We start from the raw sequence: 21426 nt of genomic DNA on the forward strand, positions 1-21426 counted from the left end.
TGCGGATGGGTCGAGGCCCGGACGGCGCATCTGCTGTCTTCCTAGCCCGTTTGCTATTGCGGATGCTGGCGTCCCATGCCTTACCTGCTTGCAGGTGCGGACGCTAGGGTGAGCCGGTGACGATGTTCCGGATCGGTGAGGCGGCCGACCTGCTCGGGGTCAGCGCCGACACCATCCGTCGCTGGGTGGACGCCGGGAGACTGCCCGCCGGGCGCGACGAGCACGGCCACCGCGTCATCGACGGCGTCGACCTCGCCGCCTTCGCCCGCGCCCGGGCCGCGGACCCGGAGGCGGGCGCCGAGTTCTCCTCCGCCCGCAACCGGCTGCGCGGCATCGTCGTGGACGTCCGCAAGGACACAGTGATGGCCCAGGTCGACATCCAGGCCGGGCCGTTCCGAATCGTGTCGCTGCTGAGCCGGGAGGCCGTCGACGAGCTCGACCTGCGGGTCGGGTCGATGGCCGTCGCGGTGATCAAGTCGACGACCGTGGTGGTGGAGCGGGCCGCGCCCTCACCGACCAGGGGAAGGTCAGACGGATGAGGACGCGGGCGACGCGCGGGGTGGTGGCCCTCCTGGTGGCGGTGGCCGGGCTGGCGATGACCGGATGCGGCAACAGCGGTGATCCCGCGCCGGGCGGCAGCGCGGACGGCCGGGTCACCGGAACCGTGACGGTGTTCGCGGCGGCCTCGCTGACCGAGTCGTTCACCAGGCTCGGTGCGGATTTCGAGGCCGCCAACCCGGGCACCACCGTGACCTTCAACTTCGCCGGCAGCTCCGCCCTCGCCAACCAGGTCAACCAGGGCGCACCGGCGGACGTCTTCGCCTCGGCCGCACCACGGAACATGACGACGGTGGCCGAGGCCGGCAACGCCGACGGCACGCCTGTCACCTTCGCCCGCAACCAACTGGTGATCGCGGTGCCCGCCGGCAATCCGAAGGCGTTGACCGGGCTGGCCGACCTGACCCGGCGGGGCGTGAAGGTGGCGCTCTGCGCCGACCAGGTGCCCTGCGGCGCAGCGGCCCGGTCGGCCCTCGACGCAGCCGGCGTCGCGTTGACCCCGGTGACCCTTGAGCGGGACGTCAGGGGCGCGTTGGCCAAGGTGAAGCTGGGCGAGGTCGACGCCGCCCTCGTCTACCGAACGGATGCGCGGGCGGCGAGCGCGGACGTGACGGGCGTCGAGTTTCCCGAGTCGGCGCGGGCGGTCAACGACTACCCGATCGTCGCGCTGAAGGACGCGCCGAATCCGGCCGGCGCGCGGGCCTTCGTCGCGTACGTCCGCTCGGCGCCGGCCCAGGTGGTCCTCGCCGGGGCCGGTTTCCAGTCGCCGTGAGCCGGGTCCACACGGTCGCCGTGCCGCACCGACGCGGTCGGGTGCCGGCGGCGCTGCTGATCCCGGCCGGGCTGGGTCTGCTCTTTCTCGTCCTGCCGCTGGCCGGGCTGGTGATCCGGGCGCCGTGGACGACATTGCCGCAGCGGCTCACCGAGCCTGGTGCACTGACCGCGCTACGGCTGTCGGTGCAGACCGCCACCCTCGCCACACTGCTCTGTCTGCTGCTCGGGGTGCCGCTGGCCTGGCTGCTCGCCCGGGTCGAGTTTCCCGGTCGCCGGCTGGTCCGTGCGCTGGTCACCGTACCGCTGGTGCTGCCGCCGGTGGTCGGTGGCGTGGCGCTGCTGCTGGTCTTCGGCAGGCGCGGGCTGCTCGGCGGCTGGCTCGACTCCACGTTCGGCATCACGCTGCCGTTCACCACCGCCGGTGTCGTGCTGGCCGAGGCGTTCGTCGCCATGCCGTTCCTGGTCATCGCCGTGGAGGGTGCGCTGCGCGCCGCCGACCACCGCTACGAGGAGGCAGCCGCGACGTTGGGCGCCAGCCGTTGGACGACATTCACCCACGTCACGCTGCCGCTTGTGGCGCCCGGGCTGGCCGCCGGTGCGGTGTTGTGCTGGGCGCGGGCGCTCGGCGAGTTCGGCGCCACCATCACCTTCGCCGGCAACTATCCCGGCCGGACGCAGACCATGCCGCTCGCCGTCTATCTGGCGTTGGAGACCGACCTGGAGGCCGCCATAGTGCTCAGTCTGGTGCTGCTCGTCGTCTCGGTGGGAATCCTGGCGGCGCTGCGGGACCGCTGGTTGACAAGCGCATGAGCGGGCCGCTGCTCGACGCCCGGCTCGTCGTCGACCGGGCCGCCTTCCGGCTCGACGTGCCGCTGCGGGTCGCGCCCGGCGAGGTGGTCGCGCTGCTCGGCCCGAACGGCGCCGGCAAGACCACTGCGTTGCGCGCGCTGGCCGGGCTGCATCCGCTCACCGACGGGCACGTCACCCTCGATGGCGTCGACCTGGACCGCCCGGCGACGCGCGCTTGGGTGCCCACCGAACGCCGGTCGGTCGGCGTGGTCTTCCAGGACTACCTGCTCTTTCCCCACCTCAGCGCGCTGGACAATGTGGCGTTCGGGCCGCGCCGGCACGGCGTCGACCGGCGGGCCGCGCGTGCCACGGCCCAGGGCTGGCTCGACCGGGTGGGTCTGACCGGTCAGGAGCACCGCAGGCCCCGGCAGCTCTCCGGCGGTCAGGCGCAGCGTGTCGCGCTGGCCCGCGCGCTGGCCGTGACACCGTCACTGCTGCTGCTGGACGAACCACTCGCCGCGCTGGACGCTCGTACCCGACTGGACACCCGCGCGGAGCTGCATCGACACCTGGCCGCGCACCCGGGCGCGACGGTGCTTGTCACCCACGATCCGCTGGACGCGCTGGCGCTGGCCGACCGTCTGGTCATCGTGGAGGGTGGCCGGGTGGTGCAGGAAGGGGACGGGCCGAGCGTCACCGCCCGCCCACGCACCGACTACGTGGCCCGGCTGGTCGGGCTGAACCTCTATCGGGGTCGGGCCGACGGGCACCGCGTGCGGGTCGCACCGGAGCTGACCCTGACCGTCGCCGACCGGCTGGACGGCGAGGCGTTCGTCGCGTTCCGGCCGGCCGCGGTGGCCCTGCACCCGACCCGCCCGGAAGGCAGCCCGCGCAACATCTGGGCTGGCACTGTCGTCGGCGTCCAACGACACGGTGACAACGTGCGGGTGCAGGTCGACGGGCCGATCGGAGTGGCAGCCGACGTCACGCCGGCCGCCGCCGCCCACCTGCGGCTGCTTCCGGGCCAGCCGGTCTGGGTGGCGGTCAAGGCCGCCGAAACGAACGCCTACCCGGCCACCGGCTGACACCTCGCACGCCCGGCACACCCGCACAACCGGCACGCGCGGACCCGGCACGCGCGGACCCGGCACACCCGCACGCCCGGCACGGCGGACCTGCTCAGCCGCGCGCGAGCACGGCCCATTCGGTCTCGGGCGCGGTCAGCCGGCGAGCAGGTCGGCGTGGGCTGCGCGCAGCCGCGCCAATGACGGGTCGCTGCCCGGGACGACTCGACGATCCAGCTCGGCCCACACCTCGGCCAGCGCCGCTCGGACCGCGCCCAACTCGGCGGCGTGCCGTTGGCTGCTGCGGCGATGCTGCTCGTCGAGGCGGCGGGCCCAACCGGCGGTGACCGCGGCGAGCCGGTCGGCGTCGGCGCGGGCCTGGGCGCCACTGCGGGCGGCTGCGGCGGGGACGATCGCGGCGACCGGGCGGGGATCGCCGTCGCGGGTGACGACGGTGACCGCGTCGGTCAGCTCGGCCAATGCGACGAGCTGACTGAACCGGGTGCGCGCCTCACGCAGCGGCACGGAACGCGGCGGGTCGGAATGAGGGGTGAGCGCGGGAACGGCCATGGATGCATGGTGCCGCCCGGGTACGACAGAAATCAGCAGTCGTCAGTGGACGGTCGACTCCGGATCCGCCTGCCGGGCCAGCCACTCGGGAGCCAGCACCGACCAGATCTGCAGGTCGATGCGGCCGTTCGGACCCGGATAGACCTGCCGCAGGGTGCCGTCGTGGCGCAGGCCGAGCCGGCGGGCCAGGGCGATGCTGCGGGCGTTGTCGGCGTTGGTCCGCCACTCGACCCGGTGGATGCCACGCTCGCGTACCGCCCAGTCGATGATCCGGCGGATCGCGGGGGCCATCAAGCCCCGCCCCTGCGCGGCCGGCTCCAGCCAGCAGCCGACCTCGCAGACGCCAATGGTGACGTCGAACGACACGAACATGACCCCGCCGATCAACCTCCCCTGCCGCCACAGTCCCCAGATGCCGCCGCTGTCGCTGGCCCAGCGGTCGGCGTAGCGCTGCAAGACCGCGCGGGCCGACGGCAGGTCGGTGGCGACGAATGTCGACGACACCCAGGGCAGGATGTGCTCCCGCGACCGGTCAAGGTTGGCGAGGAACTCCTCGGCCCGCCAGGGTTCCAGCGGGCGTAGCTCGACCTCGTCGGTCAGCGGCAGGGCGAACACCGGGCCTCCAGGTACGCGTCGGACGACGGGTAGCAGACTCGCACAGGCCGGTACGCCGCAGCACCGCCGGCCCCCGCGCTCAGACCGGCAGGTGTGTCCGCAAGGCGGCGAACTGGGCGACAGTGAGGTACGACGGGTTGGCGGCCTGCGGCTGGCGGAAGACCTCCAGGGCAGCGAGCCGGTCGTCGGCGCGCAGTCGCTGCCGGGGCACCCGGTCCGCCTCGTCGAGGATCACCAGGTCCAGTGGCACCGACCAGGTCTGCCCGGGCGGGTCCGGCTCGGCCGGCCCGGTGACCCGGCCGATCCCCCACACCCCGTACGGCAGGCGGGCGCGGCTGCCGCTGGCCCAGAACACCACAGGCTGCCCGGCGCGCATCAACAGCGCCCGGTAGCCGGGACGTACGCACCAGTTGGTCACCCGGGGATCCCTGGCGAATCGGCTGGTCAGGTCGACCCTGTCGGCATTGCCCTTGATCAGCCAGGCGCCCAGATCGTCGAGGCTCACCCGTGGCTCGGTCATCGCCTCAACCTGCCCCGGCCGAGGGCGGTCCAATCAGATGATCATGTGGGTCCAGTAACTGAGCCAGAGCACGAACAGCGCGCCCTGCACCACGGCGAGCGCCGCTGTCAACCACACGTCGACGGTGGCCCGGCGTGCCCAGCGGGCCAGCACCAGGGCGACCGGGAACACCGCGAGCAGGTAACGCAGCAGGCTCTTGTAGACCGGCGGCCCCATCGACAGCGGCACCAGCACCATGAGCACTCCGTAGACCACGTAGGCCACGTCGCGGCGGCGGAACCCGGCGGCCAGGATCGCCAGCACGACAACGGCGAAGGCGACCCGGACGGCGTCGCGCGGTTCCCCGGTCAACCCGTCAAGCAGCACCGGCACCGGGTTCTGCACCTCGATCCCCCAGCCGGTCTGCTGGGCGTGCTGGTAGGCGAACCAGTCCCCGCCACGCCACCGGCAGAACGCCATGAAGGTGAACCAGCCGGCGGGCAGCAGCAGCAACGGCCAGCCGATCCGCAGGTATCCGAGCAGGCTGCGAGGGCCGAGCCGCCAGTCGTGCTGGCGCAGCAGCACCAGCGCCAGCGGCAGCGCGACGAGCAGGCCGACCGACCGGCTCATCGCCAGGAAGTAGCCGACCACGCCGACAAGCAGCCACCGGCCCCGCTCGGCGTAGTAGAACGCGGCCAACGCGAGGCAGACGAACAGCGACTCGGTGAGCGCCGCCTGGAACAGGAACGCGGTCGGCAGCAGCACCAGGTACCTGGTGAACCGGCGGGCGGCGTCCGCGTCGCCGAGCAGCACCTCGGCCAGTCGGTAGCCGTACCAGAGGGCCAGCAGGAACGCCACGTTGCTGATCAAGAGCAGGGCCAGCGCGTTGTCGCCGCCGAGCAGCGCGCCGACCGGCCGGGCCAGGAACGGATACAGCAGCGGAAACCCGAAGTCGTTCCACGGCGCTCCGGTCAACGGCAGTTCGCTGAGCCGCAGGTAGAGCAGCGCGTCCCAGGCGAACCAGAACGAGATCCACCGGTGCCCGGAGACCTCCCGCTGCTGCGCCCACATCAACGTCTCGTCCGGCGGCGGCGCTCCGGGGACGCCGTCCCAGGCGTGCAGGGTCAGCAGCCCGACGAGCGTGAACAGCAGCTTCGCGCCGAGGAACAGTCCGATCACGTACGGCCAGGGCGCCGGCACCCGGCGGGCCAGGCGCGTGGCGGCGTCGGCCCCGCCGACCACCCGCGCGGCCAGCGCCGCCGGTCGCCGGCCCCTTCGCCACCGGTGCATCCGCCCGCTCCCCCGGTCCGACCGGCCCATCCGCCGCGCGGGGGTTCGCCCCTTTCTGTTGTACGCCCCATCGCGCGCGGACGGAGCGGAAACTCAGGACCGCAACGTCGCGAAGGTGACAACTGCCGCAAAGCGGGTACGCGCCGTGCCTCAACAACGGCAGTGAGCAGGGAGTACGGCGACATGAGCGAGCAGCACGGCACAGTGGTCATCGGTGCGGGGCCGGCGGGGCTCACCGCCGCCTACGAGCTGCTCCGACACGGCCGGCCGGTCCAGGTCTTCGAGGCCGACGAGGTGGTCGGCGGAATCAGCCGGACCGTGGAGCGCGACGGGTGGCGGTTCGACATCGGCGGGCACCGGTTCTTCACAAAGGTCGCCCGGGTGGAGGCGTTCTGGCACGAGATCCTGCCGGACGAGGACTTCCTGACCCGACCCCGAATGAGCCGGATCTTCTACCGGGGCGCCCTGTTCAACTACCCACTCAGCGCCACGAACGCGCTGCGCAACCTGGGGCTGCCGGAGGCCGTACGCTGTCTCGGCTCGTACGCCCGGGCTCGGCTGCGCCCGCCGAAGGACCAGTCGCACTTCGAGGGTTGGGTGTCGGCCCGGTTCGGCTGGCGGCTGTATTCGATCTTCTTCAAGACGTACACCGAGAAGGTCTGGGGTATGCCCGCGGACCGGTTGCAGGCCGACTGGGCCGCGCAGCGAATCAAGAACCTGTCATTGGCCACGGCGATCCGCAACGCGGTGCTGCCCCGGCGGCGGCGCACCGACGTGACAAGCCTGATCGAGGAGTTCCAGTACCCGAAGTACGGGCCGGGAATGATGTGGGAACGCTGCGCCGAGCAGGTACGCCAGCGCGGCGGGCAACTGTCCACCGGCACCTGGGTGACGGCCGTGCACCGCGACCCAGTGCGACGGCGGGCGATAAGCGTGACGGTCAACGGCACGGGCGGGCAGCGCACAGTGCCCACCGACGACGTGATCTCGTCAATGCCGATCTCGGAGCTGGTGGCGGCGCTGCGCCCGGCCGCGCCGCCGGAGGTGCTGGCCTGCGCCGCCGACCTGCGCTACCGGGACTTCCTGACTGTCGCACTGGTGGTGCCCGCGGAGTTCTCGTTCCCGGACAACTGGATCTACGTGCACGATCCGGCGGTGCGGGTCGGCCGGATCCAGAACTTCGGCTCCTGGTCGCCGTACCTCGTCAAGGACGGCCGCACCTGCCTGGGCCTGGAGTACTTCGTGTTCGAGGACGACGAGATGTGGCGTACCCCGGACGCCGACCTCGTGGCGCTGGCCAGCGCGGAGCTGGAGCGGTTGGGGTTGGTCCGGCCCGGCGTGGTGGAGGCCGGTCACGTGGTGCGGATGCCGAAGGCCTACCCGGTGTACGACGAGCGCTACCAGCACAACGTGGACGTGATCCGGTCGTGGCTGGCCGGGGCTGTGCCGAACGTGCACCCGGTGGGGCGCAACGGCATGCACCGCTACAACAACCAGGACCATTCGATGCTCACCGCGATGCTCACCGTCGAGAACATCGCCACCGGCAGTACGCACGACGTCTGGTCGGTGAACGTGGAGCAGGACTACCACGAGCAGTCCAATGGCGGCGGGCCGCGGGGCACGGGCCGGGACGCGCCGGTGCTGCCGAGTCGCATCATCACGGCCCCGATCACGGCGCCGGCCGGGGTGCGCGCGACCGGTGACGGTGAGCGGACCCCAGAGCTGCCACTGGCCTGAGGCACCGGGACGGCGGGCTCGGGGACGCGAGGCGCGAACGCGCCGTCGTGCGGCGTGTCGATGCGGCCGTGCGCGTTTCGGCGTACCGATCGACGGAAACTGCTGGTGTGGAGATGGGGGTAACCATGAGCCGGTACGCACCACCGACCACCCGGGCGACGAAGGTCCTCGCGCTGATCGTGCCACTGCTCGGCACCGTCACGATGGGCACGGCCTGCACCGACGGTGCGCCTCCGACCGGTTCGGGGTCGGCGGCGCCGTCACCGACGGCAGTGGTGACCTCGACGAACCCGAGCGACCAACCATCACCGACGGCCAGCGCCCGGCCGACGACGATTCCCACGTCGGCCTTCTTCGAGCTGCCTCCCGAGCTGCGCAAGTCCCCTCGACAGACAACGCCCGTGTCCAACGCCCTACCGAAGTTGTGCGCCAACGAGTTCGGCACGGGCGGGCGGCAGGTGACCGCGAGCGCCGCCATGACCGTCACCTACAAGAAGGCCGACGAACCACCCTCCAACGTTCCGCAGGGCATGATCCACCAGACCATTTTCACCTTCGACGGCGACGGCGCCTCGGACTACATGCAGCGCGTTCGCAGCGCCGTGCAGGCGTGCCCCACCTACAAGCAGGGCGACAACCCGGTGAAGGTCGAGAGCCGCGCGCTGCCCGGGGCCGGCGACGAAGCCCTGCTGCTGACCCGGACGTGGGCCGAGACGAGCCTGAACGGAGACCGCACCGGTGACACCGCCACCAGCCAGATCGCGGTGGCGCGCGTCGACGGCGCGGTCGCTGTGTTCAACGACCAGGGCTGGGAGGGCACCAGCGGCAACCCGGCAGTCCTCGACCAGGCGGTACGCGACGGCGTGCGGACCCTCGACGCCTGGCAGCGCTAGACGCTCGCACTGCCGCCCACGGGCGTGGCCGTCGACGGCGGCCGGTCGGCGCAGCCGCTGGTCTGGCGCGGATGACACACCGGTGGGGTGGCGCGTGCGGGACGCACCACCCCACCGGTCGGTACCTGTTACTCCCAGGAGCTTCGTTGCGTGTAGACGAGGTTTCCGGGGATGACCGTGCCGTTGGTGCTCCACTCGGTGTAGCCCCAGACTTCGCCCTCGGCGGGCAGCGGCGTCTTGGGCGTCAGGGTGAAGTTGGTCGTCATGCCGCGCTCCGCCGTGCGAGGGACGGTCAGCGTGGCCGGCGAGTACGTGGCGTTACGGCCGATGATGGCGTGGGCCAACTCGAAGTTGACGACCGGACCACCGGGCACCTGGGCGAACACGTACGCCGTGTAGCGCCCCGGCTCGGGCAGGAACTTGTACGCCTGCTCGTCGCTGGTCCAGCCCCTGTCGCTGCGATGGATCAGGGTGTCACCCTTGTACAGGTACAGATCCAGGTTCGCGTTCGGGTTGTCGGTCTTGAGCTGGACGACGATGCCGGCGGTGTTCGCCGGCACGGTGAAGTCGACCTTCTTCACTCCGGTGGCGTTCGGGTCGAACACCCCGCCGTCGACGCCGGCCGGCATCGAGTACGCCTTGCGCACCATCGGCGTGTAGCCGGTGCTGCGGGCGGCGAGCGGCCCCGTGAAGCCCGGCTGGATCGAGCCGAACGCGCCGTTGACCATCCGACCGAACTCCTCGCCGTCGTCGCCGTACGGCCGAGGGCTGATACCCCACGGCCGGGCGGCGACCGGAATCCGGGCGCTGTGTGCCTTGCCGCTCCAGGTGATCGCACCGGTCACGTACCTGTCCCAGGGCGCGTTGCCCCGGCGCAGGGTGATGGTCACCGTCGCGGACCGGCCCGGCTGCAGCGACACCGATGCCGGCGTCACGTTGACCTTCATGCCGTCCAGGCCGGACACCGACGAGTGGTACGTCTCCCGGGCCGTGCCGACGTTGGTGAGGGTGCGGGTCAGCGTCACCTGCCGGGTGCCGTCGTACTCGCGCAACGAGATGGCCGGCTGGTTGAGTTCCCTGCCGTCGGGCTGTGCCGTCTGGCTGAACTTGACCAGGTCAGCCGCCGCCGGTTCGATCACCACTCCGGGGTCGGCGGCCTTGGCCAGGTTGATGAAGCCGCTGCCCTGGTCCAGAGGGCTGCTGGTGCCGACGGTGTCGGTGGCGGTGGTGCGCAGTGCCGAGGCGACCGCGCCGGGCGACCAGTCCGGGTGGGTGGCGCGCAGGATCGCCGCCGCGCCCGCCACGTACGGCGAGGCCATCGAGGTGCCCGAGTACGCGTCGTAGTTCCGCCCGAAGTTGCCGGCCGGGGACACCGCCGCGATGATGTTCGACCCCGGCGCCACCAGGTCTGGCTTGGAGACGCCCATGGCCGTCCCGGTCGGGCCGGTGGAGGAGAAGTCCGCGACGCTGGGCAGTCCCGGGACGCTGGAGCCGTCACCGCCGTTGCGCAGAGTGACAGTCCCGTCGGTCAGGTGGCGCACCAGATAGGTGAAGAACGTGCCGGCCTGCTTCTTGGTGGGCAGGTAGAGCACCGGGAAGTTGAAGATGGAGTTGATCCGGTAGTTGCCGGCCGGGTCGAACACCACCATCGCGGCTCCGCCCTTGGCCTTGATCTCGGCGGCCGACCCGAACAGGTCGGAGAGCGCGCAGGCGACAACCTTGCCCTTGATCTTGGCCGGGTCGAGGCTGCCGGGCTCGCAGTAGACCGCACCCAACCCGGGTGAGCCGGCCTGCTCGCCGAAGACCAGCGGCCGCGAGCCGCCACCGGGCATGGCGTCGAGTGAGCCGCCGACGAGCTTCGTGCCGTCGCCCAACGTGGCGGTCGCCTCGTCGAGCTTCGTCACCGCCGCGCCGACAGTGGTCACCCACGGCGCCGCGTTGCTGATCGCCCCGCTCACGATGCCGGTGTTGCCCGCCGACGCCGCCACGAAGACCCCTGCCACGGTGGCGTTGAGGAACGCCAAGTTGATCGGGGAGTTGGCCTCGAAGTCGCCGAACTGGGAGCCGATCGAGTAGTTGATGACATTCACGCCGTCGGCGACGGCCGCGTCGATGCCGGCGATGATGTCGGCATCGAGGCCGGTGCCGGCCCAGAGCACCTTGTAGACGGCGATCTGGGCGTCCGGCGCCACCCCCGAGACGGGACCAAAGTCGCGGCCGTCGATCGTGACGTTCCGCACCGGCAGACCCGCCGCCGTGGAGGCGGTGTGGGTGCCGTGCCCGGACATGTCACGGGGAGACAACATCTCGCCCTCGGGGATCGAGCCGCCGTAGGCGAGCCACGAGTCGGCGAAGTACCGGGCACCGACGATCTTGCCGTTGCAGTGCTCAGCCACGAAGGCGACACCGGTCTGGCAGGTGCCGCGCCAACCCGCCGGAGCGGGCATCTTCTTGGCGAACGACGCGCTCTCCGGCCAGATGCCGGTGTCCAGCACGCCGATCACCATGCCCGCGCCCGTGCCGGGACCGGGCTTGACCGGCTCGGCCGGCTTGCCGGGCTTGTCCGGCCCGGGACGGTCCGCACCCGTGGTCGGCGTCGGCGAATCGACAGCGGCGGCCCCGGGGGGAACGGCAGCGGTCGAGGTGGCATCGGTCGCGCTTGGCAACGTTGTCCTGATGTCGAGCGCTCGCGCAGCGGTGACGGCACGGACGCGCTTGTCCGCCCGCAGGGCGGTCACCTGCTGGGCCGTCAGCTTCGCCGAGAAGCCGTTGAAGGCGGTCGTGTAGGCCCCGTTGACCTTGACCCCGGCCGCCTTGGCGACGGCTGCCCGCTGCGCGTCCAGGTGTCCCCGGTACGCCTTCGACGGCGCCGACGTCACGTCCAGACGATCGCCCGCCGCCGGGCGGGTCCGGGCCAGCCCGGAAACATCACCGGTGTACGTGGCCAGCGGCTCGTCGGTCAGTTCGACGACGTACATGCCGGGGACGGTCTCGCCCGGGGCGGCCTGGCGGTTGGCCGCGTCGGCGCCGCCGGGCCGGCGGTCGTTGCCGTCGGTCAGGGTGACAGTCCGGTCGGACCCGGCGGAGAAGTAACCCGGGCCGCTGGTGGCCGGCTGGTCGCCGGGGGCTGCCGATGCCGCGACACCGGTTGTGCCGGTGATCATGGCGACGACCAGCGTCGGTATCGCCAATCGCCGCAGCCTGGCTCTGCTCGTGCTGTTGGTCACGAGACTCCTTTCGAGTGCTCCCCTGTGGAGCGAAGATCATTCTGCACAACTTGTGCGTTGTCAGCGCTCCCACACCTAAGGCAGTCACGGTTAAACGAGGGTTTGCGCGGTGTTACGAAACGCCGGTACCTGCAAGATCACCGTGCGTGCGACAAGTGCGTCTTTTAAGCGCCGCGAGCTGGTGCCGCGTCCTCCGGACGGCGACGGTGACCGTTCCCGGCAGTGGCTCCACCTCGAACCTCCGCTGGAACCGGATGATGTTGGAATCCGCCGGCAGGTAATCCCGCAACTGCGTCAGCATGGTCCCGGCGCCAGCGACGGGCAGCGGGCAGCGCGGGCGGGCTCCCTCAGACGACGTGGCGCAGGTACCCCGTCACCGCCGCGTCCAACACCTCCGCGCCCGGACGCGCCCAGACCTCGGCGGAGAAGACCTCCACCTCGATCGGGCCGACATAACCGGCCGCGTCGACCGCCTCGCGCAGCCGACGCAGCTCGATGCAGCCGTCGCCGGGCAACGCCCGACCGAGCAGCACCCCCTCCGGCAGCGGCGTCACCCAGTCGCAGACCTGGAACGCGGCGATCCGCGCGCCGGCACGCGCGATCTGCGCATACACCGTGTCGTCCCACCACACGTGGTACGCGTCCACCACCACGCCGACCGCAGTGGGGTCGAACAACTCGGCGATGTCCAGCGCCTGCCCGAGCGTGGCGATCACACACCGGTCGGCGGCGAACATCGGGTGCAGCGGCTCGATGGCCAGCCGCACACCGGCCGCCGCCGCGTGCGGAGCCAACTCGCCGATCGCATCGGCGACCCGGCGCCGCGCCCCGTCGATGTCGCGACTGCCCGGCGACAGCCCACCGGAGACGAGCACCAACTCACCGGCTCCGAGAACGGCGGTCTCCTCGATGGCCCGCAGGTTCTCCGAGCGCCAGTCGTCGGCGGAGAAGAAGCCGCCCCGACACAGCGAGGTGACAGTGAGGCCGGCGTCGCGGACCAGCTTCGCCGACCGGGCCAGCCCGTACTCCGCCACCGGCTCCCGCCACAACCCGATACCCGGCACACCGGCGGCCACGCAACCGGCCACCACGTCCGGCAGAGGCCAGCGCTGGGCAGTCGCCTGGTTGAACGAGAACCGCTCCAGCCCACCGGCGACCGGTGATGGGTCCGCCGCCCCGCTCACTGGGCCACCCCCGCCACTGTGAAGAAGGCCCGCGCCCGCGCTGCGGCCAGGTCGGCGTCGGGCAGCAGCGCTGCCGCGTCGGCCAGGGTGAGCAGGGTGGCCAGGTGCGCCGGGGACCGGCCGGACTGCGCGCCGCCGACCATCGTGAAGTGGTCCTGGTGGCCGGCAAGCCAGGCCAGGAACACGATGCCCGTCTTGTAGTGCCAGGTCGGTGCCGCGAACAGGTGCCGCGCCAACGGTACGGTCGGCGCGAAAATCTCGTCGTACGCCGCCAGGTCGCCGCGATCAAGCGCGGCCAGCGCGGCGGCGGCGGCCGGCGCGATGGCCGCGAACACCCCGAGCAGCGCGTCGGAGTGGCCGACGTCGTCACCCCGGATCAGCTCCGGGTAGTGGAAGTCGTCGCCGGTGTAGAGGCGTACCCCGGCGGGCAACCGGCGACGGAGTGCGATCTCCCGGCCCGCGTCGAGCAGCGACACCTTGATGCCGTCCACCCTGGGCTGGTGCACCTTGATCAGCTCGATCACCGTGTCGGCGGCCAGGTCCAGATCATCGGCACCCCAGTAGCCGGTCAGCGCCGGGTCGAACATCGAGCCCAGCCAGTGCAGCACCACCGGCTCGTCGGCCGCGGTGAGCAGCTCGTCGTACACCCGCAGGTAGTCTTCCGGGCCGCGCGCGGCGGCGGCCAGGTGCCGGCTGCACATCAGCACCGGCCGGGCGCCGGCCGCGCGGACGTCGCCGAGCTGTTCGATGTACGCGGAGGTCACGGCGGCCAGGGTGGCCGGGCCTGCGGGCAGTTGGTCCGTGCCGACCCCGGCGACGATCCGCCCGCCCACCGCGCGGGCCTCGGCGGCGCTGCGCCGGATCAGCTCCCGGGTCGCCGGATAGTCGAGCCCCATCCCCCGCTGGGCGGTGTCCATCGCTTCGGCGACACCGAGCCCGTACGACCACAGGTGCCGCCGGAACGCGAGGGTGGTGTCCCAGTCCACGGCGGCCGGGGCACCGGGCACGTTCTCCGCGCCCGGGTCGGCGACGACGTGGGCGGCGGCGTACGCGATCCGGCTGGCGGCGGGCGTGGCCGGACGGTCGAAGCCGGCCCCGACGGCCAGTCGGTGCCGGCGTCCGCCGGGCAGCACCACCTCGGGCGCGGTCACGAGCGCAGCTCCGGTACCTCGACACGAACGCCCTCGCGGGCGGAGCGCAGCCCCAGCTCGGCGAGCTGGACGCCGCGTGCCCCGGCAAGGAAGTCCCACCGGAACGGCTCGCCCGCCACGACGTGCCGCAGGAACGCCTCCCACTGCACCTTGAAACCGTTGTCGAACTCCTCGTTGTCGGGCACCTCGGTCCACTGTGCCCGGAAGTTCTCGGTGACCGGCAGGTCCGGGTTCCACACCGGCTTGGGCGTCACCGCCCGGTGCTGTGCCCGGCAGCGGCGCAGCCCGGCCACAGCGCTGCCCTCGGTGCCGTCGACCTGGAACTCCACGAGTTCGTCGCGGTACACCCGCACCGCCCACGACGAGTTGATCTGCGCGATCACGCCGCCGTCGAGTTCGAAGGTGCCGTACGCCGCGTCGTCGGCGGTGGCCGCGTAGGCGCGGCCGTCCTCGTCGACACGCTCCGGCACGTGGGTGGCGGTGACGCAGGAGACGGCGTTGACCCGCCCGAACAGCTCCTCCAGCACGTAGTGCCAGTGCGGGAACATGTCGACGACGATGCCGCCGCCGTCCTCGGCCCGGTAGTTCCACGACGGACGTTGGGCGGGCTGCCAGTCGCCCTCGAAGACCCAGTAGCCGAACTCGCCCCGCACCGAGAGGATCCGGCCGAAGAAGCCGCCGTCGATGAGCCGCTTGAGTTTGCGCAGGCCGGGAAGGAAGAGTTTGTCCTGGACGACGCCGGTGCGTACGCCTGCGGCGTCGGCGGCCCGCGCGAGGTCGAGCGCGGCGGCGGTGTCCTCGGCGAGGGGCTTCTCCGTGTAGATGTGCTTGCCGGCCTCGATGGCCTGGCGGATCGCCTTCTCCCGCTGTTGGGTGACCTGGGAGTCGAAGTAGATCTCGACGTCGTCGCGGGCCAGGGCTGAGGTGAGGTCGGTGCTCCACTCGGTCAGGCCGTGCCGCTGGGCGAGTTCCCGCAGCTTGGTCTCGTTGCGCCCGACCAGCACGGGTTCCGGCCAGATGGTCGTGCCGTCGGCCAACGCCACGCCGCCGGCTTCACGGATGGCAAGCAGCGACCGGACCAGGTGCTGCCGGTAGCCCATCCTGCCGGTCACACCATTGACGATGATGCCGATCGACCTACGGGTCGTGGTCACGCGGAACCTCCTCTGGGCCCGGCGCAGCAGCAGTGGAGCCTGCCGGGCGGCGGTCAGGCAAACGCTTTCCCGGAAGCGTAGGCGGGCCGCAGACGCCAGGCAAGGCCTTTCCTTGGCCCACGTCACACCTCTCGGACCTGCCTGCGGGAAAGGGCTTTCAACGCGGTACCGTGGCGTTTCGACCGGCACGGCGAAACGCCGGCAACAGAACAAGGGGGCGGCCATGGCGACGCTGTCCGATGTGGCACGACGCGCGGGTGTCTCGCCCGCCACCGCCTCCCGCGTGATCAACGGCAGCAGCAAGCCGGTCACCGACGAGCTGCGCGAACGGGTGCTCGCCGCCGTCGCCGAGTTGCAGTACGTGCCGAACGCCCACGCGCAACTGCTGGCCCGTTCACACCGCAGCGCGGTCGGCGTGATCGTGCACGACGTCTCCGACCCGTACTTCGCCGAGATCACCCGTGGACTGCAACGGGTCGCCACCGACCGCGGCCGGCTGCTGATGATCTGCAACAGCTACCGCGACCCGGAGCGCGAGCTGGAGTATGTGGAGCTGCTGCGCGGCCACCAGGTGGCGGCACTGATCCTGGCCGGCTCCGGCTATCACGACGACACGTTCACCCGACAGCTCAACGAGAAACTCGCCGCGTACGAGGCGACCGGCGGGCGGGTCGCGGTGATCGGTCGACACGAGCACTTCGGCGACGCGGTGATGCCCGACAACCGGACGGGCGGCTACCTCGCCGGCCGGGAGCTGTGCGAGCTGGGGCACCGGGCGATCGGCGTGGTCGCCGGTCCGCGCATCCTCACCACCACCACCGACCGGCTCGCCGGGCTCCGGCAGGCCCTTGACGAGCAGGGCCGCGAGCTTCCCGAACGACGCATCCGGTACGCCGAATTCGACCGCGACGGTGGCGCCGAGGCAACCGCCCGGCTGCTCGACGCCGACCCTGACCTGACAGCGATCGTGGCGCTCAACGACTCGATGGCGATCGGCACGCTCGCCACCCTTCGGGCCCGCTCACTGGCCGTGCCGCAGCAGGTCTCCGTGGTCGGCTTCGACGACATGCCCATCGCCCGGGACGTGACTCCGGCACTGACCACCGTGCGACTGCCGCTCGTCGACATGGGAGTCCGGACGATGTCCATGGTGCTCGGCGCGCAGACGCCGACGCCACGGGTCGAGGTGCTCCCCGCCGAACTGGTCCGTCGGGGCACCGCCGGCCCCGCTCCGCAGCACGATCGGGGCACCGCCGGCGCAGCCTGACGGTCGCCAGGCTTGACGATCGGCGCGCCTTGACGAACGGCACGGGCTGACGATCGGCGCGGGTGACGCCCGACGTGTGGTCGGACGCCACCCGAACCCGATCAGGGCAGGTCGATCGGGCGCAGCACCCGGTCCACGGAGTGCGCGATCTGCCGGTTGCCCCTGTTGACGTCGAAGGTGACGACGCGGGCGTCCCGGTCGTTGGTGTCGGCGTCGACAAGCCGCACCTGACGGAAGATGAACAGGTAGGTGCGCACGTCGACCTCGACGGTCGAGCCGAGCGCGGTGGTCAGGTCCGTGCCGTCGGCCCGGACCGCCGTCTTACGGTCGATCGTGGCGCCCGGCACCACGTGGTAGAGCAGTACGTTCTCCACGGTGTCGATGCCCAGGCCGGCGACGGCGCTGAACGCGGCGCTCTCACTCGGCAGCTTCGTGGCCTGCGTGATCTCGCGTACCAACTGCTGGAACGCGGCGTCGGTCGGAATGAACGCGGTCAGGGTGACGGTGCCGTCGGTGAGCACCTTGACCGGCGAGTTGGGCTTGGCCTCCAGCACGGCCAGCACGGCGGCGGTCAGCACGTCGAAGTCCCGCGAGTTGCGGTCGAAGCCGCTGGTGTCCTTGGTGAGCACCTGGGCGAGGGACGTCGTGCCGAGCGGCTTGGCCTTGCCGGTCGCCGAAGCGGCCGGCACGGCGACAGCCGTGGTGGCCAGCGCGGTGGCCACGGCGCCCACGGCCATCCTGGCGGCGAGTCGTGCGATCTTCATCAGCGGGCCTTTCGTCGATGCGTCGGATCCGTGACGTCTCGTCACGATCCATGCTTCGCACCAGGCAGGTCGCCCGGATGCATCGACGGCCGAAAAAGTTCCCCTGCCCCGTCACGGTGGTCGGAATCAACGGGTGGGTCGAGCTGAGGCGGCCGCGGGACGGGATCCCGCGGCCGCCTCGTGGGTCAGCTCTGGCGCAGCGGTGCGAGCGCGCTGCTCCAGGCCACCACCTGGTCGAGGGTCACGCCGAGCGCCTCCATCTGGTGCTGGTTGGGCGTGAAGACGCTGAAGTTCTCGAAGTCGGTGAAGAGCGACAGAGCGACCTGCGAGCGTACGTCGGCCATCTGGAGCTCACCGGCGATCAGGCGAAGGTGCTCGACGGCCCGTGCGCCGCCGACCGAGCCGTAGCTGACGAAGCCGACGGCCTTGTTGTTCCACTCGGCGTAGAGGAAGTCGATGGCGTTCTTCAGCGCCCCCGAGGTGGAGTGGTTGTACTCGGGGGTGACCATCACGAACCCGTCGAACGACGCGATCGTCTCAGCCCAGCGCAGGGTGTGCGGCTGGGTGTACTGCCCCATCGCCGGCGGATATGCCTCGTCGAGGTGCGGCAGCTTGTAGTCGAGCAGGTCGATCAGCTCGAACTCCGCGTCGGAGCGCTGCCTTGCGACATCGAGGACCCAGCGGGCCACGGCTTCACCGTTACGCCCCGGGCGGGTGCTTCCGAGGATGATCCCGATCCTGGTCATGGTGTTGGCGCCTTTCCGAAGGTTCGTGGTCTGCGTGCCGTCGAGAACCGTAGCCATTACTTGCTTCGTCAAGCAAATACAGCCACCATGACCGTCGTCACACGGTGCGCGAGCACTTGCTCAATCAAGCAACTATGCTGAAGGAATGCACGAGAGCCCTGCCCGTCCACGTCCCCTCGGCCCCGACGAGGAGGCCCTGGTCCGCGCTCTGGGCCAGATGATGTACGTGCTGCCCCGCACTATCGACGCCGACATGGTCAGCGACCGCCAACTGCCGCTGACCGAGTACACGGCGCTCATGAACCTCTCCGAGGCCCCGGAACGACGGATGCGCATGCACGAACTCGCCTCGGTCTGCCACCTTTCGCTCAGCGGCATGACCCGCACCGTGATCAGGCTGGAGACCCAGGGCCTGGTGAAGCGGGAACGGTGCGAGGAAGACGCCCGCGGCTGGAACGCCATCCTCACCGAGGCGGGCCTGGCCCGCCTCCAGGAGTCCTGGCCGAGCCATCTGGCGGCCGTACGCCGGCGGTTCCTGCGGCACTTCGAGGGCCTGGACCTGGCTCAGTTGGCCCGCGCGTTCGAGCGGGTCGGCACGACCGACTGAGCCAGGTCGGGCTCCTCGTCAGGCGTTGGGCACGAGCCGCCAGCGGTTGTCGGCGCTGCCGTTGTCCGGGTCCTGCACGGCCTGCGCACCCCATGCCGTCGACCCGTTCAGGATGCCCAGCAGCTTGCCGCTGTTGACGTTGCGGATCTTGTAGGTGCCGTCCCCGTTGTTCACCAGGATCCACCTGTGGTCGGCGGTGCCGTTGTCGGCCCACTGGAGGACGCGGGCGTTGTCGGCGGTGGACATGTTCTCCACACCGAGGACCTTGCCGCTGTTGACGTTGCGGAACCGGACGGCGTCGCCGTCGGTCACCACTACCCAGTTGTGGTCGGCGGTGCCGCTGTCACCCCACTGCACGGCGAGCCCACCGTCGGCGGTGGACATGTTCTGGATGCCGAGGACCAGGCCGGTGCCGACGTTGACGAGCCGGTGACTGGCACCGCCGCTGCTGCCCGAAGTGTTCCAGTAGACGGTGTAGTTGAAGCCGTGGGCGTCCTGGAACGGCCCGAGGTTTACTGTCGCCCCGTTCGCGGAGGCGGTGAACGCGAGCGAACTGGTGCTGGTCCGTGCGATGGACGAGACGGCGAGCGACGGCAGCGCGTTCAGTGTGGTGTTGCCGTAGTTGCCACAGAGGACGCTCGGCCCGTACGTGACGGCGGCGACGGACGCGTTGTCGTTGGCGGCTCGCATGATCACCCGCATGGGCAGGCGCACAGTGATGGTGTCACCGGCGGCCCAGGTCCGGGTGATCGTGGCGTAGCTGCCGGGTGTGGTGGTCACCGACTGCGCCACGCCGTTGACGCTGATCGTCGCGCCGCTTGTCCACGCCGGGATGCGGACCCTGATGCTCCACGAGCCGCTCATCGTGCCGGACAGGGTGAGCGTGGTGGAGTCGCTCACCGGATAGGTGGTGGTCTGGGTGACAGTGACGCCCCGCTGCGACCAGGTCAGCACCGACGGCACGAACAGGTTCACCGTCAGGGTCGTGCCGTTGTAGAAGTAGATGGAGTCCATCAGCTTCGTGTTGATCTCCAGGCCGGTGCCCTGGCAACACCAGAACGAGTTGTAGTCGGTGCTCCAGGTGCCACCGCCCCACGCGGGACCCACGCCCCGACGCCCGCCCGGCCGCAGTGGCGTGAAGTACGTGATGTGGCCGTGGCTGTCGGCGGGGTTCTGGCCGCCGATCAGATGGTTGATCAGGGCACGCTCGTAAAAGTCGAAGTAGTCCGTCCGGTTGGGGTCGAGCAGCCACAGCTCCCGGGTCAGCTTGAGCATGTTGTAGGTGTTGCACTGCTCGCAGGTGTCGTTGCTGAGGTAGCCGGCGATGGCGTTCGGCGCCCGGAAGTGCTCCGCCTGGCTGTTGCCGCCGATGACGTACGTGTGCGCGCCGACAGTGATGTTCCAGGCGTTGGAGGCGATGTCGCGGTACCGGGTGGTGCCGGTGGCCTTGAACTCCCGTGCGGCGCCCACCCACTTGGGCACCTGCGTGTTGGCGTGCAGTCCGTTGAGCTGGTCCTGGTTGGCGGCGAGCGGATTGAACACGGAGGCGTGGTCGAACCGCTGGGCGGTGGTGAGCCACCGCGCGTCGCCGGTCTGCTGGTAGATGTCGGTGAGCACCTCGTTCATGCCGCCGAACTCGGTGCCCAGCATCGACTGCATCTGGCTGGAGCTCAACCGGCTCGTCCGTGCGTCGACCCAGCCCGCCAGTGCCAGCAGCACCGAGCGCGCCTGCGTGTTGCCGGTGTAGCGCCACACGTCAAGAAGCCCGGCGAGGGTCTTGTGGATGCAGTAGTAGGGCACGTTGCCGTTGGACAGCGTCCGCGCCTCAAGTGCGGTGAAGTCGGACTCCGGGAAGCCGGAGAGGTAGCCCGCGCCGAACCCGGCAGCGCCGTTGTTCGCCTGGCACTTGGCCATCTCGGCCACCATGTAGTTCGCCTTGTCCCGGCAGGTGGTGTCGCCGAGCACCGCGTAGCCGTGGGCCCAGGCGGTCAGGAAGTGCCCCTGCATGTGGGTCCGGAACGGAAACGACGGCGCGTCCCAGCCTCCGTTGGTGGCGGCGCCGTTCGTGGACAGCCGGTGGTTGGCCCGGAAGTTGTAGAGCAGCCTGTCGACGTCGACGAAGCGCAGGTAGTTGAGGGTGCGGTTCTGGTTGTCCAGCCAGCGGCCGGTGGTCAGTCGCACCTGACCGAGTTCGAAGGGGTACGCCCCGACGCCAAGGTCGGCGCGCGCCGGCGGGACGACGGCAGCGGCGGCGGGGCCCGCGCTCAGGACGGTCCCGCCGGTGGCGGAGATGACGGCGGTGGCGCCGGCGGCTTGCAGCACGCGGCGGCGACTGATGGGCAGGGGTGACATGGAACCTCCACGGAGAGCGCAACAGGCGACGGAGCACAGCCGGGCGGGACGGGGCTCGACAGGGCGGTCAGACACGAGCGTTAGCGCTCACATCCGTGTCCGGCATGTTACGGCCGATGACCGCCTTCATTCAAGACGATGAGTGCGGTTCGTCCGTTGATCAGCGCTGTTACCGCTGATGG

General features: G+C 70.9%; 20 protein-coding genes. 8 read left to right on the top strand and 12 right to left on the bottom strand.

Translation table 11 applies throughout. From position 1 onward, the window contains the following. Positions 1-116 precede the first annotated feature (116 nt). Genes F4558_RS11395 through F4558_RS11410 form a run of 4 tightly spaced genes read left to right on the top strand, consistent with a single transcriptional unit; the run spans position 117 to position 3206 of the window. A complete protein-coding gene (locus tag F4558_RS11395; protein WP_053659735.1) occupies positions 117-539 on the top strand; it encodes a TOBE domain-containing protein in 423 nt (140 codons plus the stop codon). Then, a complete protein-coding gene (gene modA, locus F4558_RS11400) occupies positions 536-1330 on the top strand; it encodes a molybdate ABC transporter substrate-binding protein (RefSeq protein ID WP_053659733.1) in 795 nt (264 codons plus the stop codon). The genes F4558_RS11395 and modA overlap by 4 nt, the downstream gene beginning before the upstream one ends. Next, on the top strand, positions 1327-2142 hold the full coding sequence (locus tag F4558_RS11405) for an ABC transporter permease (protein WP_053659731.1): 816 nt from the start codon (positions 1327-1329) through the stop codon (positions 2140-2142). Before modA ends, F4558_RS11405 begins: the two co-directional genes overlap by 4 nt. Continuing rightward, positions 2139-3206 (top strand): ABC transporter ATP-binding protein, encoded by a 1068-nt coding sequence (locus F4558_RS11410; RefSeq protein ID WP_053659730.1) that lies wholly within the window; start codon positions 2139-2141, stop codon positions 3204-3206. Before F4558_RS11405 ends, F4558_RS11410 begins: the two co-directional genes overlap by 4 nt. 135 nt (positions 3207-3341) lie before the next feature. Here F4558_RS11410 and F4558_RS11415 read toward each other — a convergent pair whose 3' ends face one another. From F4558_RS11415 to F4558_RS11430, 4 genes are all read right to left on the bottom strand, one after another. Beyond that, the gene (locus F4558_RS11415; protein ID WP_053659728.1) at positions 3342-3755 is read right to left on the bottom strand and encodes a hypothetical protein; all 414 of its coding nucleotides are present in this window, start codon (positions 3753-3755) and stop codon (positions 3342-3344) included. Between the two features lie 42 nt (positions 3756-3797). Next, a complete protein-coding gene (locus tag F4558_RS11420) occupies positions 3798-4370 on the bottom strand; it encodes a GNAT family N-acetyltransferase (protein WP_053659726.1) in 573 nt (190 codons plus the stop codon). Between the two features lie 79 nt (positions 4371-4449). Further along, a complete protein-coding gene (locus tag F4558_RS11425) occupies positions 4450-4890 on the bottom strand; it encodes an EVE domain-containing protein (RefSeq protein WP_053659724.1) in 441 nt (146 codons plus the stop codon). 33 nt (positions 4891-4923) lie between these two features. Continuing rightward, positions 4924-6159, bottom strand: coding sequence for a hypothetical protein (locus F4558_RS11430; protein ID WP_053659721.1), 1236 nt, complete (start codon positions 6157-6159; stop codon positions 4924-4926). A gap of 183 nt (positions 6160-6342) precedes the next feature. Here F4558_RS11430 and F4558_RS11435 point away from each other — a divergent pair, with 183 nt between their 5' ends. After that, positions 6343-7899, top strand: coding sequence for an NAD(P)/FAD-dependent oxidoreductase (locus F4558_RS11435; RefSeq protein ID WP_167944003.1), 1557 nt, complete (start codon positions 6343-6345; stop codon positions 7897-7899). A gap of 125 nt (positions 7900-8024) precedes the next feature. Beyond that, a complete protein-coding gene (locus F4558_RS11440; RefSeq protein ID WP_167944004.1) occupies positions 8025-8792 on the top strand; it encodes a hypothetical protein in 768 nt (255 codons plus the stop codon). A 128-nt stretch (positions 8793-8920) separates the two neighbouring features. On the opposite strand, the gene F4558_RS31935 is transcribed toward F4558_RS11440, so the two are convergent. The 5 genes from F4558_RS31935 to F4558_RS11465 all read right to left on the bottom strand — a co-directional run bounded on the left by F4558_RS31935 (position 8921) and on the right by F4558_RS11465 (position 15454). Next, positions 8921-12019 (bottom strand): S8 family serine peptidase, encoded by a 3099-nt coding sequence (locus F4558_RS31935; RefSeq protein WP_312877313.1) that lies wholly within the window; start codon positions 12017-12019, stop codon positions 8921-8923. A gap of 112 nt (positions 12020-12131) precedes the next feature. Beyond that, positions 12132-12320, bottom strand: coding sequence for a hypothetical protein (locus F4558_RS32335; RefSeq protein WP_167944005.1), 189 nt, complete (start codon positions 12318-12320; stop codon positions 12132-12134). Positions 12321-12366: 46 nt separating this feature from the next. Then, the gene (locus F4558_RS11455; protein ID WP_167947386.1) at positions 12367-13164 is read right to left on the bottom strand and encodes a sugar phosphate isomerase/epimerase family protein; all 798 of its coding nucleotides are present in this window, start codon (positions 13162-13164) and stop codon (positions 12367-12369) included. A gap of 35 nt (positions 13165-13199) precedes the next feature. Continuing rightward, positions 13200-14354: a dihydrodipicolinate synthase family protein gene (locus tag F4558_RS11460; RefSeq protein ID WP_167944006.1), complete on the bottom strand. Its 1155-nt coding sequence runs from the start codon at positions 14352-14354 to the stop codon at positions 13200-13202. Continuing rightward, positions 14351-15454 carry a Gfo/Idh/MocA family protein gene (locus tag F4558_RS11465; RefSeq protein WP_053660064.1) on the bottom strand — a complete coding sequence of 368 codons (1104 nt, stop codon included), beginning with the start codon at positions 15452-15454 and terminating at the stop codon, positions 14351-14353. Before F4558_RS11465 ends, F4558_RS11460 begins: the two co-directional genes overlap by 4 nt. 277 nt (positions 15455-15731) lie before the next feature. Between F4558_RS11465 and F4558_RS11470 the strand changes: the two genes are divergently transcribed. Beyond that, positions 15732-16775, top strand: a complete 1044-nt coding sequence (locus tag F4558_RS11470) for a LacI family DNA-binding transcriptional regulator (protein WP_053659713.1) — start codon at positions 15732-15734, stop codon at positions 16773-16775. Between the two features lie 101 nt (positions 16776-16876). Here the strand turns inward: F4558_RS11470 and F4558_RS11475 are convergent, their stop codons facing one another. Then, positions 16877-17539, bottom strand: coding sequence for a fasciclin domain-containing protein (locus tag F4558_RS11475; protein WP_167944007.1), 663 nt, complete (start codon positions 17537-17539; stop codon positions 16877-16879). A 185-nt stretch (positions 17540-17724) separates the two neighbouring features. Next, positions 17725-18285 carry an NADPH-dependent FMN reductase gene (locus tag F4558_RS11480; RefSeq protein ID WP_167944008.1) on the bottom strand — a complete coding sequence of 187 codons (561 nt, stop codon included), beginning with the start codon at positions 18283-18285 and terminating at the stop codon, positions 17725-17727. Between the two features lie 145 nt (positions 18286-18430). Between F4558_RS11480 and F4558_RS11485 the strand changes: the two genes are divergently transcribed. Next, the gene (locus F4558_RS11485; protein WP_053659709.1) at positions 18431-18892 is read left to right on the top strand and encodes a MarR family winged helix-turn-helix transcriptional regulator; all 462 of its coding nucleotides are present in this window, start codon (positions 18431-18433) and stop codon (positions 18890-18892) included. 18 nt (positions 18893-18910) lie between these two features. On the opposite strand, the gene F4558_RS11490 is transcribed toward F4558_RS11485, so the two are convergent. After that, positions 18911-21244: a beta-L-arabinofuranosidase domain-containing protein gene (locus tag F4558_RS11490; RefSeq protein ID WP_167944009.1), complete on the bottom strand. Its 2334-nt coding sequence runs from the start codon at positions 21242-21244 to the stop codon at positions 18911-18913. Between the last annotated feature and the right edge of the window lie 182 nt (positions 21245-21426).

Source organism: Micromonospora profundi (assembly GCF_011927785.1).
GTDB lineage: Bacteria > Actinomycetota > Actinomycetes > Mycobacteriales > Micromonosporaceae > Micromonospora > Micromonospora profundi.